The 15,826-nt window shown below is 73.3% G+C and carries 16 protein-coding genes and 1 tRNA gene; 13 read left to right on the forward strand and 4 right to left on the reverse strand.

The genetic code is table 11. The features are described 5' to 3' along the window. Position 1: 1 nt before the first annotated feature. Genes araB through araA form a run of 3 tightly spaced genes read left to right on the forward strand, consistent with a single transcriptional unit; the run spans position 2 to position 3,912 of the window. The gene (araB, locus tag H4O22_RS01575; RefSeq protein ID WP_182525374.1) at positions 2-1,669 is read left to right on the forward strand and encodes a ribulokinase; all 1,668 of its coding nucleotides are present in this window, start codon (positions 2-4) and stop codon (positions 1,667-1,669) included. After that, positions 1,669-2,358, forward strand: coding sequence for an L-ribulose-5-phosphate 4-epimerase (locus H4O22_RS01580; protein ID WP_182525375.1), 690 nt, complete (start codon positions 1,669-1,671; stop codon positions 2,356-2,358). Before araB ends, H4O22_RS01580 begins: the two co-directional genes overlap by 1 nt. A 33-nt stretch (positions 2,359-2,391) precedes the next feature. After that, on the forward strand, positions 2,392-3,912 hold the full coding sequence (gene araA / locus H4O22_RS01585) for an L-arabinose isomerase (RefSeq protein WP_182525376.1): 1,521 nt from the start codon (positions 2,392-2,394) through the stop codon (positions 3,910-3,912). Positions 3,913-3,923: 11 nt separating this feature from the next. Here araA and H4O22_RS01590 read toward each other — a convergent pair whose 3' ends face one another. Then, positions 3,924-4,298 (reverse strand): VOC family protein, encoded by a 375-nt coding sequence (locus H4O22_RS01590; RefSeq protein WP_182525377.1) that lies wholly within the window; start codon positions 4,296-4,298, stop codon positions 3,924-3,926. An 80-nt stretch (positions 4,299-4,378) separates the two neighbouring features. Between H4O22_RS01590 and H4O22_RS01595 the strand changes: the two genes are divergently transcribed. After that, positions 4,379-4,468: transfer RNA gene (locus H4O22_RS01595), tRNA-Ser, on the forward strand. A 153-nt stretch (positions 4,469-4,621) separates the two neighbouring features. Here H4O22_RS01595 and H4O22_RS01600 read toward each other — a convergent pair. After that, positions 4,622-5,491, reverse strand: a complete 870-nt coding sequence (locus H4O22_RS01600; RefSeq protein WP_220451249.1) for a helix-turn-helix domain-containing protein — start codon at positions 5,489-5,491, stop codon at positions 4,622-4,624. Positions 5,492-5,636: 145 nt separating this feature from the next. On the opposite strand from H4O22_RS01600, the gene H4O22_RS01605 reads away from it, so the two are divergent. The 4 genes from H4O22_RS01605 (at position 5,637) to H4O22_RS01620 (ending at position 8,939) form a co-directional block, all read left to right on the forward strand. Next, on the forward strand, positions 5,637-6,371 hold the full coding sequence (locus H4O22_RS01605) for an SDR family oxidoreductase (RefSeq protein WP_244963063.1): 735 nt from the start codon (positions 5,637-5,639) through the stop codon (positions 6,369-6,371). Between the two features lie 42 nt (positions 6,372-6,413). Beyond that, on the forward strand, positions 6,414-7,172 hold the full coding sequence (locus H4O22_RS01610) for an SDR family oxidoreductase (RefSeq protein WP_182525378.1): 759 nt from the start codon (positions 6,414-6,416) through the stop codon (positions 7,170-7,172). Positions 7,173-7,254: 82 nt separating this feature from the next. Continuing rightward, entirely contained in the window at positions 7,255-8,178 is a 924-nt protein-coding gene (locus H4O22_RS01615; RefSeq protein ID WP_182525379.1) for an SDR family oxidoreductase, read from the forward strand. Between the two features lie 77 nt (positions 8,179-8,255). Continuing rightward, entirely contained in the window at positions 8,256-8,939 is a 684-nt protein-coding gene (locus H4O22_RS01620; RefSeq protein ID WP_182525380.1) for a response regulator transcription factor, read from the forward strand. A 13-nt stretch (positions 8,940-8,952) separates the two neighbouring features. Here the strand turns inward: H4O22_RS01620 and H4O22_RS01625 are convergent, their stop codons facing one another. Beyond that, positions 8,953-9,303: an Hpt domain-containing protein gene (locus tag H4O22_RS01625; RefSeq protein WP_182525381.1), complete on the reverse strand. Its 351-nt coding sequence runs from the start codon at positions 9,301-9,303 to the stop codon at positions 8,953-8,955. Between the two features lie 204 nt (positions 9,304-9,507). Here H4O22_RS01625 and H4O22_RS01630 point away from each other — a divergent pair, with 204 nt between their 5' ends. Genes H4O22_RS01630 through H4O22_RS01640 form a run of 3 tightly spaced genes read left to right on the forward strand, consistent with a single transcriptional unit; the run spans position 9,508 to position 13,118 of the window. Beyond that, positions 9,508-11,721, forward strand: a complete 2,214-nt coding sequence (locus tag H4O22_RS01630) for a hybrid sensor histidine kinase/response regulator (RefSeq protein ID WP_182525382.1) — start codon at positions 9,508-9,510, stop codon at positions 11,719-11,721. Positions 11,722-11,739: 18 nt separating this feature from the next. Beyond that, positions 11,740-12,543 (forward strand): hypothetical protein, encoded by an 804-nt coding sequence (locus H4O22_RS01635; protein WP_182525383.1) that lies wholly within the window; start codon positions 11,740-11,742, stop codon positions 12,541-12,543. A 17-nt stretch (positions 12,544-12,560) separates the two neighbouring features. Then, the gene (locus H4O22_RS01640) at positions 12,561-13,118 is read left to right on the forward strand and encodes a gamma carbonic anhydrase family protein (protein WP_182525384.1); all 558 of its coding nucleotides are present in this window, start codon (positions 12,561-12,563) and stop codon (positions 13,116-13,118) included. On the opposite strand, the gene H4O22_RS01645 is transcribed toward H4O22_RS01640, so the two are convergent. Then, on the reverse strand, positions 13,108-13,482 hold the full coding sequence (locus H4O22_RS01645; RefSeq protein WP_182525385.1) for a hypothetical protein: 375 nt from the start codon (positions 13,480-13,482) through the stop codon (positions 13,108-13,110). The two genes, H4O22_RS01640 and H4O22_RS01645, sit on opposite strands and share 11 nt — an antisense overlap. A gap of 78 nt (positions 13,483-13,560) precedes the next feature. Between H4O22_RS01645 and H4O22_RS01650 the strand changes: the two genes are divergently transcribed. Further along, positions 13,561-14,430 (forward strand): AAA family ATPase, encoded by an 870-nt coding sequence (locus H4O22_RS01650; protein WP_182525386.1) that lies wholly within the window; start codon positions 13,561-13,563, stop codon positions 14,428-14,430. Beyond that, positions 14,427-15,803, forward strand: coding sequence for a vWA domain-containing protein (locus tag H4O22_RS01655; RefSeq protein ID WP_182525387.1), 1,377 nt, complete (start codon positions 14,427-14,429; stop codon positions 15,801-15,803). Before H4O22_RS01650 ends, H4O22_RS01655 begins: the two co-directional genes overlap by 4 nt. The last annotated feature ends 23 nt before the right edge of the window (positions 15,804-15,826 follow it).

A 15,826-nucleotide genomic window follows, 5' to 3' on the forward strand; every position in this document is an offset into this window, starting at 1 on the left:
GATGCCCGACCGGGACCAGTACGTCGTCGGCGCGGACTACGGCACGCTGTCCGGCCGCGCCGTGGTCGTCCGCGTCAGCGACGGCGCCGAGCTCGGCACCGCCGTGCACGAGTACCCGCACGCCGTGATCGAGGACCGGCTGCCCGACGACGGCCGGCGGCTGCCGCCGGACTGGGCGCTGCAGGTGCCCGAGGACTACCGCGAGGTGCTGCGCACCGCCGTCCCGGCGGCCGTCGCCGCGTCGGGTGTCGACCCCGCCGACGTGATCGGCATCGCCACCGACTTCACCGCGTGCACGATGGTGCCCTGCCTCGCTGACGGCACCCCGCTCTCCGAGGCCGGGTACGCCGACCGCCCGCACGCCTACGTCAAGCTGTGGAAGCACCACGCCGCGCAGGGCCAGGCCGACCGGGTGACCCGGTTGGCGAAGGAGCGCGGCGAGTCCTGGCTGCCGCGGTACGGCGGCCTGATCTCCTCGGAGTGGGAGCTGGCCAAGGGCCTGCAGCTCTTCGAGGAGGACCGCGAGCTCTACGACCGCACCGACCGCTGGGTCGAGGCGGCCGACTGGATCGTGTGGCAGCTGTGCGGCGACTACGTCCGCAACGCCTGCACGGCCGGCTACAAGGGCGTGCTCCAGGACGGCGAGTACCCCTCGGCCGACTACCTCGAGGCGCTCGCCCCCGGCTTCGGGCCGTTCTTCGCCGACAAGGTCGAGCACCCGATCGGCCAGCTCGGCGCGCGCGCCGGCACCCTCACCGCCGAGGCCGCGGCGTGGACCGGCCTGCCGGAGGGCATCGCGGTCGCGGTCGGCAACGTCGACGCCCACGTCACCGCGCCGGCCGCCCGGGCCGTGGACGCCGGGCAGATGGTCGCGATCATGGGCACCTCCACGTGCCACGTGATGAGCGCCGACGTGCTCCGGGAGGTGCCCGGCATGTGCGGGGTCGTCGACGGCGGCATCGTCGCCGGCAGCTGGGGCTACGAGGCCGGCCAGAGCGGCGTGGGCGACATCTTCGGCTGGTTCACGTCGTCCTCGGTGCCTCCGGCGTACGCCGAGGCGGCGGCCGCCGCGGGCGAGTCGCTGCACGAGCACCTCACCCGCCTGGCCTCGGCCCAGGAGGTCGGCCAGCACGGCCTGGTCGCCCTCGACTGGCACAGCGGCAACCGCTCGGTGCTCGTCGACCACGAGCTCTCCGGGCTGGTCGTCGGGCAGACCCTGGCCACCCGGCCCGAGGACGTCTACCGGGCGCTGCTCGAGGCGACCGCCTTCGGCACCCGGGTGATCGTGGAGACCTTCCGCGACAGCGGCGTCCCGGTCGAGGAGTTCATCGTCGCCGGCGGCCTGGCGAAGAACCCCCTGCTGATGCAGGTCTACGCCGACGTCACCCGCCTGCCGCTCTCGATCATCGACTCCGAGCAGGGCCCGGCGCTGGGCTCGGCGATCCACGCGGCGGTCGCCGCGGGCGCCTACCCCGACGTGCCCACGGCGGCGAAGGCGATGGGCAAGGTCCGGCACGCGGTCTACCGGCCCGACGAGGCCCGCGCCCAGGCGTACGACGCGCTGTTCGGGATCTACCTCGAGCTGCACGACCACTTCGGGCGCGACACCACCACGATGCGCCGGCTCAAGGCGATCCGCCGCGGGGCGCTGGCCGGGACGGGGGAGTGATGAGCGCGAGCACCAGCGCCGGCACCGACGTGCAGGAGACGATCGGCCGGCTGCGCCGCGAGGTCTGCGCGCTGCACGAGCAGCTGACCCGCTACCAGCTGGTCGTGTGGACCGCCGGCAACGTCTCGGCGCGGGTGCCCGGCCACGACCTGCTGGTGATCAAGCCCAGCGGGGTCTCCTACGACGACCTGACGCCGGAGAACATGGTCGTCTGCGACCTGCAGGGCCGGGTCGTCGACGGCGAGCACGCGCCGTCCTCCGACACCGAGGCGCAGGCCTACGTCTACCGCGAGATGCCGCACGTCGGCGGCGTGGTGCACACCCATTCGACGTACGCCACCGCGTGGGCGAGCCGCGGCGAGCCGGTGCCGTGCGTGCTGACGATGGGCGCCGACGAGTTCGGCGGCGAGATCCCCGTGGGGCCGTTCGCGATCATCGGCGACGACTCCATCGGCCGCGGGATCGTCGAGACGCTGCGCGGGAGCCGCTCGCCCGCGGTGCTGATGCGCAACCACGGCGTCTTCACCATCGGGCCCACCGCGAAGGCGGCGGTGAAGGCGGCGGTGATGTGCGAGGACGTCGCCCGCACGGTGCACGTCGCGCGCCAGCTCGGCGAGCCGCTCGCGATCGAGCAGTCCGCCGTCGACGCCCTCCACGACCGCTACCAGAACGTCTACGGCCAGCGCTGACCCGCGCGGCACTACGGAAAGAGCACCGACACCATGAGCACCCCCACGGCCCCGTCCACCCCCGCCCCGGAGGTCTGGTTCCTCACCGGCAGCCAGGCGCTGTACGGGCCGGAGACGCTCGACCAGGTCGCCGCGCAGTCGCAGGCGATCGCGGCGCGCCTCGACGCCACGCCCGACCAGCCGGTCCGGGTCGTCTGGAAGCCGGTGCTGCTCGACGCGGTCTCGATCCACCGCCGGATGCTGGAGGCCAACAGCGACCCGCAGTGCGTCGGCGTGATCGCGTGGATGCACACCTTCTCGCCGGCCAAGATGTGGATCGCCGGGCTCGACGCGCTGCGCAAGCCGCTGCTGCACCTGCACACGCAGGCCGGCATGGAGCTGCCGTGGTCGACGATCGACATGGACTTCATGAACCTCAACCAGGCCGCGCACGGCGACCGCGAGTTCGGCTACATCCAGTCGCGGCTCGGCGTCGCCCGCAAGACCGTCGCCGGCCACGTCGACTCCCCGGTCGTGGCCGCGCGGATCGGCCAGTGGGCGCGCGCCGCGCTGGGCCGCGACGAGCTGCGCCGCCTCAAGCTGGTGCGGTTCGGCGACAACATGCGCGACGTCGCGGTGACCGAGGGCGACAAGGTCGAGGCGCAGCTGCGGTTCGGCGTCTCGGTGAACACCTACGGCGTCAACGACCTGGTGGCCGTCGTCGACCAGGTGGCCGACGCCGACGTCGACAAGCTCGTCGCCGAGTACGCCGACACCTACGCCGTCGCCCCGGAGCTGCTCCCCGGCGGTGATCGCCACGAGTCGCTGCGGGTCGGCGCGCGCATCGAGCTGGGCCTGCGCGAGTTCCTCACCGAGGGCGGCTTCGGCGCCTTCACCACCAACTTCGAGGACCTCGGCGGGCTGCGCCAGCTGCCCGGCCTGGCCGTGCAGCGGCTGATGGCCGACGGCTACGGCTTCGGCGGCGAGGGCGACTGGAAGACCTCGGTGCTGCTCCGCGCCACCAAGGTGATGGCGGCCGGGCTGCCCGGCGGCACCTCGTTCATGGAGGACTACACCTACCACCTGGTCCCCGGCGAGGAGAAGATCCTCGGCGCGCACATGCTCGAGGTGTGCCCGTCGATCACCACGTCCCGGCCGTCGCTGGAGGTGCACCCGCTCTCGATCGGCGGCCGCGAGGACCCGGTGCGGCTGCGGTTCACCGCCGACCCCGGCCCCGGCGTCGTCGCCGGGCTCTCCGACCTCGGCGACCGCTTCCGCCTGACCGTCAACGAGATCGACGTCGTCGAGCCGGACGAGGCGCTGCCGCGGCTGCCGGTGGCGTGCGCCGTCTGGGAGCCCCGCCCGTCGCTCTCGACCTCGGCCGAGTCCTGGCTGATGGCCGGCGCCCCGCACCACACGGTGCTGTCCAAGTCGATCGGCGCCGAGGTGCTCGAGGACTTCGCCGAGATGACCGGCACCGAGATGCTCACCATCGACGCCGACACCACCCCGCGGGCCTTCCAGCGCGAGCTGCGCTGGAACGCGGCGTACCACCGGCTGGCGCAGGGGATCTGAGGCCGACCCCGTCAGCCGCCCATCTCGGACTCGGCGGTGTCGGCGGCGGCCACGCAGAACTCGTTGCCCTGCGGGTCGGCCAGCGTGACCCACCGGAAGTCCTCGTCGCCGCGGTCGCCCACGACCGTGGCGCCCGCGGCGACCAGCCGCTCGACCTCCGCGTCGAGGTCGGGGGCGCTGAGGTCGAGGTGGATCTTGTTCTTCCCCGGGGTGGGGTCGCCGACCTGCTGGAAGGCGAGCATCAGGGGGAGGGAGCCGCCGCGGACGAGCAGGAAGGTGCCGCCGTACGGATCGTCGACCGTCCCGCCGGTCTGCTCGGCCCACCAGGCGGCGAGCGGGGCGGGGTCGGTGCTGTCGAAGTTGATCATGCCGAGTGAGAGCGTCATGGACCGACAGTAGGGCCGCCTGCCGACAGTGCGAAGGGGGGATTTCGCCCGCCCCTGCGCGCTCCGGTACATTCCTCCGCGGTGGCGTGTCCGAGCGGCCGAAGGTGCATCACTCGAAATGATGTGTGGGGTCAAACCCACCGTGGGTTCAAATCCCACCGCCACCGCCAGGCGATGTCATCCGACATCCGACAGCCCGGACCCAGCACTCGTGGGTCCGGGCTGGTCTGTTTCCGCCCGCCGAGTCGGCGCTGGTGTCCGGCTTCTCCACAGCCCGCCTGGGGAAAACCCGGACATTCGCGCCGACTCGGCGGGTGGGGGCGCTAGGCGTCCCGCAGGAGGCGGTCGTCGGGAGCCGGTTGGTGTCGGCGGGCGGTGGCGGCGAGCGTGCCGAGCAGGTCGAGGGCCGCGGCCGACGGGGAGCCCGCCTCTGCGTGGTAGACGACCAGCTCCTGGCCGGGGGCTGATCGGACGTCGAACGCCTGCGCGTGGAGCGTGAGCGGTCCCACCTCCGGGTGCACGAACTCCTTGGTCCCCGCGCTCTTCCCGCGCGCGTCGTGCTTGGCCCACAGCTCCTGGAACTCCGGGCTGCGGCTCAGCAGCTCGGCCAGCAGCTCCTGGGTCCGGGGGTGGTGCGGGTCGGCTCCGTGTCCCAGGCGGAACGCGGCGACCGAGTCGATGGCCACGCGATCCCAGTCGCGGTAGAGCGAACGACCCCGCGGCTCCAGGAAGACCAGCGCCATCAGGTTGTCGCGTCGCTTCCCCTCGGCGTCGGACCACCCGAACAGGGCGTCGCCCAGCTCGTTCGCGACGAGGACGTCGTAGGCGCGGGTGACGACGAGCGCCGGGTGGGTCTTCCACGCATCCATCAGCTGGCGCAGGCGGGGGTCGACCCGCTCGATGGTGGGCCCGGGCTGAGCGCGGGGGGCCAGTCCGGCCAGGCGGAAGAGGTGCTGGCGTCCGTCGTCGTCGAGTCGGAGCGCTGCGGCGAGCGCTTCGAGCAGCTGCGTGGAGGGACTGCGTTCACGGCCCTGCTCGAGGCGTCCGTAGTAGTCGACACTGATGCCGGCGAGCATGGCGACCTCCTCCCGGCGCAGCCCCGGCACTCGCCGGTGGCCGGTGTGCGGCACGTCGACCTGGGCCGGGGTCAGCCGCTCCCGCTGCGACCGGAGGTACTCACCGAGCTCGCTCACCCTCCCCAGGCTACGGCGATTCGCGCGGCGAGCCTAGGTGCGCTGCTCCCAGGAACGCCGCGGTCTGTTCGTCCCGGTCCCTGTCGATGGACCGTGGTGCTTGTCCGACCGCCCGTGTCGGAGTTGCAGTCCGCAGGAGGTCATCGTGAGTGTCGTCGTGATCACTGGCGCGAGCAGCGGCATCGGGGCTGCTGTCGCCGCCCACCTGGCGCGAGCCGGCCACCAGGTCCTCGCCGGGGCGCGCCGGGCCGACCGGCTGCAGTCCCTGGTCGAGGAGCACGGGGCCGCGGCGCAGGCTGCCGGAGGGTGCCTCGAGGCACGCGCCCTGGACGTGACCGACCGGCAGGACACCCGGGCGTTCGTCGAGGCTGCCGTCCAGCGCTTCGGGCGCGTCGACGTGCTCGTCAACAACGCCGGGGTGATGCCCCTGTCGCGCCTGGACGCCCAGCTCGTCGACGAGTGGGACCAGATGATCGACGTCAACGTCCGTGGCCTCCTGCACGGCATCGCCGCCGTGCTGCCCCACTTCACCGAGCAGGGCTCGGGTCATGTCGTGACCGTCGCCTCGATCGGTGCCCACTCGGTGGCGCCGACGGCTGCGGTCTACTGCGGCACGAAGTACGCAGCGTGGGCCATCACCGAGGGGCTTCGCCTGGAGTCCGACTCCTCGCTGCGGGTCACCACGATCTCGCCGGGCGTCGTCGAGTCGGAGCTGGCGTCGACGATCACGGACCCGGACGCCGCCCAGGCCATGCGGTCCTACCGCGCGGCATCGATCTCGCCCGAGGCGATCGCCCAGGCGATCGCCTTCGCGATGGACCAGCCGGCCGACGTCGACGTCAACGAGATCGTGATCCGTCCGAGCCGTCAGCGTGGATAGCCGAGAAGCACCCCATCCCGACCGGTCACAGGAGCCAACGCGATGACAGAGACCAGCACCACGACCACCACGGACGACCAGCGGGTCGCGATCGTCACCGGCGGCTCCCGAGGCATCGGCCGCGAGGTGGCCCGACGACTCGCGGCGGACGGGCAGCGGGTCGCGGTCGGCTACGCCGGGAACGAGGCAGCCGCGCAGGAGACCGTCGACGCGATCACCTCGCACGGCGGCCACGCCTTCGCCCAGCGCGCCGACGTCGCCGACGAGCACGACGTCGCGGCGCTCTTCGACGAGGCCGAGGCCCGGTTCGGCGGCGTGGACGTCGTCGTCAACGCGGCCGGGACGATGACCCTCGGCCCGATCGCCGACTTCGACCTGGACGTGCTCGATCGGATGCACCGCACCAACATCCGCGGCACGTTCGTCGTCAACCAGGCCGCCGCCCGCCGGCTGCGCGACGGCGGAGCCATCATCAACTTCTCGACGTCGGTGAAGAAGCTCGCGCTCCCCGGCTACGGCCCGTACGCCGCGAGCAAGGGCGCGGTGGATGCCGTCAGCCTCGTGCTCGCCAAGGAGCTGCGCGGACGTGACATCACCGTCAACGCCGTCGCGCCCGGTCCCACCGCCACTGCTCTCTTCCTGGACGGCAAGGACGAGGAGACCATCAGCCAGATGTCGAGGATGAACCCGCTCGAGCGGCTCGGCACCCCCGAGGACATCGCCGAGGTCGTCGCCCTGCTCGCCGGTCCCGGGCGATGGATCAACGGCCAGACCCTCTACGCCAACGGCGGCATGGTCTGACGGCTCCCTCCGGCACCTGTCCCCACGGGTTGCCGCCGACCACCCGCCACCGACCCTCCCACCGATCCCACAGGAGGAGACCATGTCCCGCATCCTCATCACCGGCGCCGGCACCGGCATCGGCCGCCTCACCGCCCTCACCCTCGCGAACCAGGGCCACAGCGTCGTCGCCTCCATGCGAGACCCGTCGGCCCGCAACCGGGAGAAGGCGGCCGGCCTCCTCCGGCACGCCGAGGAGCACGACGTCGACCTGCGCGTCGTGGAGCTCGACGTCCTCAGCGAGCAGTCCGCCCACGACGCCGTCTCCGAGATCGTCGAGACGGCCGGGGGCCTGGACGTGGTCGTCCACAACGCGGCGCACCTCATGTTCGGCATCACGGAGGCGTTCGAGCCCGACCAGGTCCTCGCCGCCTTCGACACCAACACCGTCGGCGCGCTGCGGGTGAACCGGGCGGCCCTCCCCGTGATGCGGCAGCAGGGCTCGGGCCTGCTGGTCTGGGTCGGCAGCGGCACCAGCTTCGTCGTGCCCCCGTTCCTCTCGCCCTACACCGCCGCCAAGGCCGCGTTCGACTCGTTCGCCGAGTCGGTCGCCGTCGAGGTCGCGCGCTTCGGGATCGAGACCTCGATCGTCCTCCCGGGACCGTTCACGCAGGGGACCGCGCACTTCCCCAACGCCGAGTTCCCCCGCGACGAGGCCGTCGCGGCGGCGTACGACGCGCTGTACGGCGCGGCGCTGGCGCGCAACGGCGAGGCGACCGAGTCCCTCTTCGCGCCCGGGGTGGAGCAGGATGTCCAGGGCGTCGCGAACGAGATCGCCCGCGTCGTCGCGCTGCCCCACGGTGACCGCCCCTACCGCAGCGGCGTCGACTACTCCGACTTCGGCGACGAGGCCGTGTCCGCGGTGGCGCAGGCCCAGCGCTCGCGGCTGCTGCACCGGATGGGCCTGGCCGACACCCTGCGCCCGGCCGGCGCGGCGCGACCGGCGGGGAGGAACCGATCCGGCTGAGGAACGAGCCGGAAATCGCCGGTCGTCGGGTGGCGGAATGCGCGTTCGCGCTGCTCTCCCAGGGAATAGGGTGAGGCATGCCCTCGCCGAAAGCCCTCGTCGTCGAAGACGCCGAGGAGTTCGTGCGCATGGCGCGGCGGATCCTGGAGCAGGAGGGCTTCGAGGTCCACGTCGCCACCTCGGGGGAGCGGGCGCTCGGCATGGCCCGCGACCAGGACTTCGAGCTCGTCCTCATCGACGTCGCGCTGCCCGGGATGGACGGCTTCGACGTCTGCCAGCAGCTGCGCGGCTTCAGCGACGCCTACGTCCTGATGGTCACCGGCCGCACCGCGGAGGTCGAGAAGATCGTGGGCTTCCGCGTCGGCGCCGACGACTACGTCACCAAGCCCTACTCCCCGGCCGAGCTGTCGGCGCGGATCGCCGCGATGCGACGCCGCCCGCGGCAGGCGCGGGCGGCAGGCGCGCGGGCCTTCGGACGGATGGAGCTCGACCCCCAGTCGCGCGAGGTGACCGTCGACGGCGGCCAGGTGGCGATGACCCGCATCGAGTTCGACCTGCTGCACGTGCTCAGCGAGACGCCGCGCCGTGTCTTCTCCCGGGTGCAGCTCCTCGAGACGATCTGGGGGCACGCCCAGGGCGACGCGCACGTGGTCGACGTCCACATCGGCAACCTGCGTCGCAAGCTCCGCCAGGCGCTGGGCGAGGAGGACCCGATCCGCACGGTGCGCGGCGTCGGCTACAAGTTCGACCCCGTCACGTGACCGCGGCGCGCTGCTACGGCCGGCGGGCCAGCGCCGCGGCCAGCCACCGGCGCCAGGCCCGGGAGGCGGCCCGGGCCTCGCGGCGTACGGCGTCGGCCGAGCCACCGCCGTGCTCGACGGCCGCGGCCGCCTCGGCGAGCGGGAAGGCGCCGAGCAGCTGGGCGCCGGACTTCAGGGTGTGCGCCGCGCGCCGCCGGGCCAGGTCGGCGTCGGGGTCGCCGGCGGGGTCGCCCGGGTCGTCCCCGAGCTCCTTGAGCCGCTGCGGGAGCAGGTCGAGGTACCCGCGGACGATGTCGACGGCCGCCTCCGGGTCGCCCAGCTCGTCCGCGAGGCGCTCGAGCACCGCGCGGTCCACTGCTTCCATGCTCCGAGCGTAAGGACGTTCCGTGCGAGGCAGAACCGCGGGTCAACGATCTTGTCAGAATCCTGAGTCTGCCTTGAGGTGCTCCCGACACCCCCGCGCGGCGTGCCCGGTTCGCCGTCCGGCGTCGTACCGTGTCGCCCACGGGACCGGTGGCCCCCGGCTCGGTCCCGCCCACGACAGGCCGCCCCAGAGCATCGAGGTCGCATGAGCCAGGACGTCGGACACCGCTCGCGGGCCAGCGCGCTGGCGGCACTCGCCTTCATCATCCTGGCGCTCACCATCGCCGTGGCCGCCGACCTGGTGGTCGGCACCCGCGAGCTCGACGACCGGGTCAAGGTGACCGGGGAGCTCGTCGAGCCCCACGCCGTCCAGGTGGGCAAGACGCAGCGCGAGCTGCTGCGGCTGCGCCTGCTGCTCGAGGCCGGCGCGACGGATCGCGAGGTCCAGGACCAGGCGGAGGTCGTCTCCGAGGCGGTCGGGGAGACCACGACGTCCTACGACGCCCAGTCGGACTCGCTGCGCGCGCATGCCCAGGGCTTGCAGGCGGACTGGGACAACGCGAAGCGCCGCATCGACGAGTCGATGGGCACGGGCGTGCTCGCGACGTCAGCGCGTGCCAATGCGTTGGACAAGCTGGAGGTGCTGGAAGGCGACGAGGGCTACGACTACCTCCTGGACGAGGCCGTGGCCAACGGGAGCGAGCACGTCGGCGCGGCCCAGGAGGCGGCCGACGACATGGTCGGCGACATGACCCGCGTCCTGATCCTGCTCGCGGTGCTCTTCGTCGCGGGGGTGGCGGCGTCCGTCCTGGCCGGAGCCGTCCTGGTCCGCAACAACCGGCGCCGGATCGCCGCGCTCGACGACCTGAAGTTCGTGAACGCCGAGCTGGAGTGGTACTCCCGGATCGTCCAGGCCACCGACATCGCGCTGACCGCGACCGACCGGCACGGCCGGATGACCTGGGTCAACGAGGCCTTCGAGCGCTCCACCGGGCACCGGCTCGCCGACATCCTCGGCCGGGAGCCGCGGGAGTTCATGTTCGGCCCGGCCACCGACCCGATCGCCCTGCGCAAGATCGACGAGGCGCAGGCGCTGGGCCTGCCCGCCCGCGCCGAGCTCGCGCAGTACTCCGCCGACGGCCGCGAGTCCTGGATCTCCCTCGACCTCTCGCCGCTGCACGACGAGCACGGCAACCTCGAGGGGTTCTTCGCCGTCCAGACCGACATCACCGAGCGGTACGAGGCCGAGCGGCTGCTCGAGGAGGCCCGCCGCGCGGCGGAGGCCTCCGCCAAGGAGAAGGCCGGCTTCCTGGCCACCATGAGCCACGAGATCCGGACGCCGCTGAACGCCGTCCTCGGCCTCACCGACCTGCTGCTGCTCACCGAGCTCGACGACGAGCAGCGCGACTACGCCGAGACCGCGCACCGCAGCGGCGCCCACCTGCTGGCGCTGGTCAACGACGTCCTCGACTACTCCGCCCTCGAGTCCGGCCGGCTCGAGTACGCCAACGAGCCGTTCTCGATCCGCGAGGTCGTCGACGAGACGCTGACCATGTTCGTCGCGAGCGCCGAGGCCAAGGGCATCGAGCTGCGCCTCCAGCAGTCGCCCGACGTGCCCGCCCTGCTGCGCGGCGACGCGATGCGGCTGCGCCAGGTGCTGGTGAACGTCGTGGGCAACGCGCTGAAGTTCACCGACCGGGGCTCCATCGTCGTCGAGTGCGAGCGGGTGGGCTCGCCCTGGGGCCACCGCTGCGAGATCGTCCTGCGGATCACCGACACCGGCATCGGCGTCCCGAGCGCGCGGATCCCCGACCTGTTCCGCTCCTTCGTGCGCGGCGACGGCTCCACGACGCGGGAGTACGGCGGCACCGGGCTGGGCCTGGCGATCTCGCGCCGCCTGGTGGAGGCGATGGGCGGCACCATCGACCTGGAGTCGGAGGTCGGCGTCGGCACCACGGTGACCATCCGGATGGTCCACGACACCGTGCAGGAGGCGCCGGTGCCGGTGGCCCGCCCGCTCGCCGCGATCTCCGACCACTCCGAGCGGCAGGTGCTGGTGGCCGAGGACGACCTGGTGAACCAGAAGGTCGTCGTCCGGATGCTGGGCCGGATCGGGATCGTCCCCGAGGTGGTCGGCAACGGGCGCGAGGCGGTCGAGGCGGTGCAGACCGGCGCCTACGACACCGTCTTGATGGACGTCGAGATGCCCGTCATGGACGGCCTCACGGCCGTCGGGCTGATCCGCGACCTCGACCTCCCGGTGCAGCCGTGGGTGATCGCGCTGACCGCGAACGCGCTCTCGGGCGACCGGGACCGCTTCCTCGCCGGGGGCATGGACGACTACGTCAGCAAGCCGGTCACGCTGGACGCCCTCACCGGCGCGCTGGACCGGTCCAGAGCCGAGAACGTCGGCGACTGACGCGGGTACCGTTCCGGTATGGGATTCCGACGGCAGGAGGCTTTCAAGCTTCTGCCGGGCGTCCGGGTGACGGTGGGGGATCCCTCCAGCGGCGCCGATCGACGGCTCTGGCTGCGCGCCGCGGTGCCGGGCCGCGAGGTCGACCGCCGGACGGTCCTGCCGGGCCCGACCGCCCCGCGCTGGGAGCGGCGGCTGCACCGCAGCCTGATGGCCGGTGACGTGGACGGGATGCGTGCGGCGGCCCCGCGCCGGGGCCCGCTCACGGCGGCGCTCGCCGGGCTGGTCGCCGCCACCGTCGGCGCCTACCGTGCCGACCGGGTGCGGGACCTCCTCGACGAGGCCTGGCGCAGCGAGGACCTGCTCGAGGACCAGCCGTTCGTGCGCCGCTACCTCGCCCACGCGACCGTGTCCGTGCCGGTGGCCGGCGACGTGTCTGCGCTGTTCCCCGTCTGCCGGGACGTGGTGGGCCTGTGGCTGGTGGCGCTGGCGCGGTCGACCGGCCGTCTCGACGAGGCGGTGGAGGTCGCGGAGGAGCTCGACCCCTCGGTGCTCGCCGCGATGGTGCTCGCCGACTGCTACGCCCTGGCCGCCCGCCACGACGACGTGGTCGCCGTGACGAGCGGGATCAGCAACTCCGACGACGCGACCGCGCTCCTCCTCGTCCAGCGAGGGCTGGCCCTGCGCGCCCTCGGGCAGTCCGCGGCGGCCGACGAGGTCTTCGACGAGGCGGTCCGGCCGGTGGTCCGCAGCCCCGCCGTACGCAGCTACGCCCTCGCGGAGTGGGAGCGCGGGAGGGAGCCGGACGGCGACGGCACCGGGTGACGGTGTGGAATGAGGGCATGATCCTCATCGAGTTCGAGGGCACGCGGCCCTCGGTCCACCCGGACGCCTGGGTGGCCCCGACCGCCACCCTGATCGGCGACGTCACGGTCGAGCGCGGCGCGAGCATCTGGTACGGCGCGGTGCTGCGCGGCGACGTGTGCACGATCGTGGTCCGGGAGGGCACCAACGTCCAGGACAACTCGGTCCTGCACGCGGGTCCCGGACAGACCCTCGAGGTCGGACCGCACGCCACCGTCGGGCACTCCTGCGTGGTGCACTGCGCCTCGGTCGGGGAGCAGGCGCTGGTCGGCAACGGCGCGGTGCTGCTCGACGGGGCCACCGTGGGGCCGCGCACGCTGGTCGCCGCCGGCGCCGTGGTCACCCCCGGCACCGAGCTCCCCGGCGGCATGGTGGTGACCGGCTCGCCGGCGACCGTGCGGAAGCCGATCGAGGGCACCTCGTCGGAGTTCTGGGTGGACACCAACCCCGGCTACTACGCCGAGCTGGCGCAGCGGCACCGCGACGGCGCCCGCCCGGTCGAGGCCGACGCCTCCGCGGACCCGGTCAGCCGCTGACGGACCGCCCGACGTCCGCGCGGAGCGCCGACGGCCGGTCGAGGCAGACCGCCATCAGCGTGCCGGGCCGGACGCCCCGGTAGACCGCCCACCCGCGGTCGACAGGTACGACGACGAGCCGGCCGCGCTCGGTGCGGATCAGCGCCGACGCGGGCCGGCCGTCGGTGCCGCCGGGCCACCGCGGGGAGCACCGGTGCCGGTCGAGCAGCTGGGCGACGACCTGCTGGTAGGCGTCCGCGGTGATGCTCCGCCCGCCCTCGGTACGCCGCGGCGCGCCGGCGCCGGTCAGGCACAGCACCACCAGCACGGCCAGCAGCGTGCCCACGGCGAGGGCCCGGACGAGCCGGACGGCGCGGTGCTTCATGCCCGGTCAACGACGGCCCGTGGCCCGGGTGACGGGAGGAACCGGGCGGGAACCGGGCCGGTGCGGAAGGATGACGCCATGACTTCCTGGTTCGCCTCGCCCGCCGACGCCGCCTACCGCCTCGGCGAGGCCGGCTACCTCGCCGACCGGGCGACCGCCACCACGGCGTACCTCGCGGGCGCCCTGGAGAAGCCGCTGCTCGTCGAGGGCCCCGCCGGGGTCGGCAAGACCGAGCTGGCCAAGGCCGTGGCACGCGCGACGGGGGCGGAGCTGGTGCGGCTGCAGTGCTACGAGGGGCTCGACGAGGCGCGCGCGCTCTATGAGTGGAACTACAAGAAGCAGCTGCTCCGGATCCAGGCGAGCCAGGGCACCGACCAGGCGTGGGACGAGACCCACGACGACATCTTCACCGACGAGTTCCTGCTGACCCGCCCGCTGCTGACCGCGATCCGGCGCGCGGAGCCGACGGTGCTGCTGATCGACGAGGTCGACAAGACCGACGTCGAGGTCGAGGGACTGCTGCTCGAGGTGCTCTCCGACTTCCAGGTCACCATCCCCGAGCTGGGCACGGTCGTCGCCGTGCGCCGGCCGTTCGTGGTGCTGACCTCCAACGCCAGCCGCGAGCTCTCCGAGGCGGTCAAGCGGCGCTGCCTCTTCCTGCACCTGGACTACCCGGACGCCGAGCGCGAGCGCGAGATCGTCTCCTCGCAGGTCCCCGACCTCGAGGACCGGCTCGCCGAGCAGCTGGTCGCGACCGTCGGCCGGCTGCGCGAGCTGGAGCTGAAGAAGGCGCCGTCCATCGCCGAGTCGGTCGACTGGGCGCGCACCCTGCTCGCGCTGGAGATCCACGACCTCGACGACAAGGCCGTGGACGACACCCTCGGCGTGGTGCTCAAGCACTCCTCCGACCAGGACCGCGCGGTCCGCGAGCTCCGCCTGCGGCGATGACCTCCAGCGGCCTGCTCGAGCGCCACCTCGCCTTCCTCGAGGCGCTGCGGGGCGCGGGCCTGCCGGTCTCGCTCGCCGAGGACCTGGACGCGGTGGCGGCGCTCGGCGCGCTGCCGTGGGACGAGCGCGCGACGGTGCGGGAGGCGTACGCCGCGACGCTGGTCAAGAAGCCGTCGTTGCGCCCGACCTTCGACGCGCTCTTCGACCTCTACTTCCCGCGGATGGTCGGCGACGGCGTCGGCCGGGACCAGGACGGCGCCGACGAGGCGGGGGTGGGGGACAGCGGTCCGGCCCTCGCGGCGTTCCGCGAGCAGCTCCTCGACGCGCTGACCCAGGGCGACCAGGAGGCGCTGCAGCGGCTGGCCGCCGAGATGGTGGGCCGCTTCGGAGCGATGCCCGGGCGCGGGCCCGGCCTGTCGAGCTGGTCGGCGTACACCGCGTTGCGGCGGGTGGCGCCCTCCCAGCTCGTGGACAAGATCGTCGCCGGGCTGCTCGCCCAGGGCCGCACCGACGAGGAGGCGCAGCGGGTCGCCGGCCGGCGGGTGGGCGGCCTGACCGCGATGGTGGAGGGCGACGCCCGGCGCCGGATCGCGGAGGAGAAGGGGCCCGACCACGTCGCGGACGTGGCGGTCCGGCCCTCGATCGACCGCCTCGACTTCCTGCAGGCCCGCCGCTCGGACCTCGAGGGGATGCGGCGCGAGATCTACCCGCTGGCCCGGCGGCTGGCGACCCGGCTGACCCAGGAGCACCATGCGCGGCGCCGCGGGCCGCTGGACTTCCGCCGCACCGTCCGGGCCTCGCTGTCGACCGGCGGGGTCCCGCTGACCACCCACCACCGCCCGAAGCGGCCGCACCGCACCGAGCTGGTCGTGCTCTGCGACGTGAGCGGCTCGGTCGCCAACTTCGCGCAGTTCACGCTGCTGCTGGTCTTCGCGCTCCGCGACCAGTTCCAGAACCTGCGCGCCTTCACGTTCATCGACCACGTCCACGAGGTCACCCACCACTTCCGGCCGGGCGCCGACGTCGCCGAGGTGATGGCCGACCTCGCCGCGAGCACCTCGCACGCCGCGCTCTGGGGACGCACGAGCTACGGCCGGGCGTTCACGAAGTTCGCCGAGGAGCACGGCGACGCGCTGGGACCGAAGTCCTCGCTGCTGGTGCTCGGCGACGCGCGCTCCAACTACAGCGACCTGGCCCTGGACTCGCTGCGCGAGATGGCCGGCCGGGCGCGGCACGCCTGGTGGCTCAACCCCGAGCACCGGCGGCACTGGGACACCGGCGACTCCGCCGCCCGGGCGTACGGCGAGGTGGTGCCGATGGTCGAGTGCCGCAACCTCACCCAGCTCACGGAGTTCGTGCACGACATCCTCTGAGCCCGCCCGCCCGCCTCGACCGC

Origin of the sequence: Nocardioides dongkuii (assembly GCF_014127485.1) — a bacterium.
Lineage (GTDB): Bacteria > Actinomycetota > Actinomycetes > Propionibacteriales > Nocardioidaceae > Nocardioides > Nocardioides dongkuii.

Bases quoted from the DNA above. Each gene is read 5' to 3' on its own strand.
- H4O22_RS01580 (WP_182525375.1), top strand. From the start codon at position 1,669: ATGAGCGCGAGCACCAGCGCCGGCACCGACGTGCAGGAGACGATCGGC.
- H4O22_RS01645 (WP_182525385.1), bottom strand. From the start codon at position 13,482: ATGAAGCACCGCGCCGTCCGGCTCGTCCGGGCCCTCGCCGTGGGCACG.
- H4O22_RS01650 (WP_182525386.1), top strand. From the start codon at position 13,561: ATGACTTCCTGGTTCGCCTCGCCCGCCGACGCCGCCTACCGCCTCGGC.
- H4O22_RS01655 (WP_182525387.1), top strand. From the start codon at position 14,427: ATGACCTCCAGCGGCCTGCTCGAGCGCCACCTCGCCTTCCTCGAGGCG.
- H4O22_RS01625 (WP_182525381.1), bottom strand. From the start codon at position 9,303: ATGGAAGCAGTGGACCGCGCGGTGCTCGAGCGCCTCGCGGACGAGCTG.
- H4O22_RS01590 (WP_182525377.1), bottom strand. From the start codon at position 4,298: ATGACGCTCTCACTCGGCATGATCAACTTCGACAGCACCGACCCCGCC.
- H4O22_RS01635 (WP_182525383.1), top strand. From the start codon at position 11,740: ATGGGATTCCGACGGCAGGAGGCTTTCAAGCTTCTGCCGGGCGTCCGG.
- H4O22_RS01615 (WP_182525379.1), top strand. From the start codon at position 7,255: ATGTCCCGCATCCTCATCACCGGCGCCGGCACCGGCATCGGCCGCCTC.
- araA (WP_182525376.1), top strand. From the start codon at position 2,392: ATGAGCACCCCCACGGCCCCGTCCACCCCCGCCCCGGAGGTCTGGTTC.
- araB (WP_182525374.1), top strand. From the start codon at position 2: ATGCCCGACCGGGACCAGTACGTCGTCGGCGCGGACTACGGCACGCTG.
- H4O22_RS01640 (WP_182525384.1), top strand. From the start codon at position 12,561: ATGATCCTCATCGAGTTCGAGGGCACGCGGCCCTCGGTCCACCCGGAC.
- H4O22_RS01620 (WP_182525380.1), top strand. From the start codon at position 8,256: ATGCCCTCGCCGAAAGCCCTCGTCGTCGAAGACGCCGAGGAGTTCGTG.
- H4O22_RS01630 (WP_182525382.1), top strand. From the start codon at position 9,508: ATGAGCCAGGACGTCGGACACCGCTCGCGGGCCAGCGCGCTGGCGGCA.
- H4O22_RS01610 (WP_182525378.1), top strand. From the start codon at position 6,414: ATGACAGAGACCAGCACCACGACCACCACGGACGACCAGCGGGTCGCG.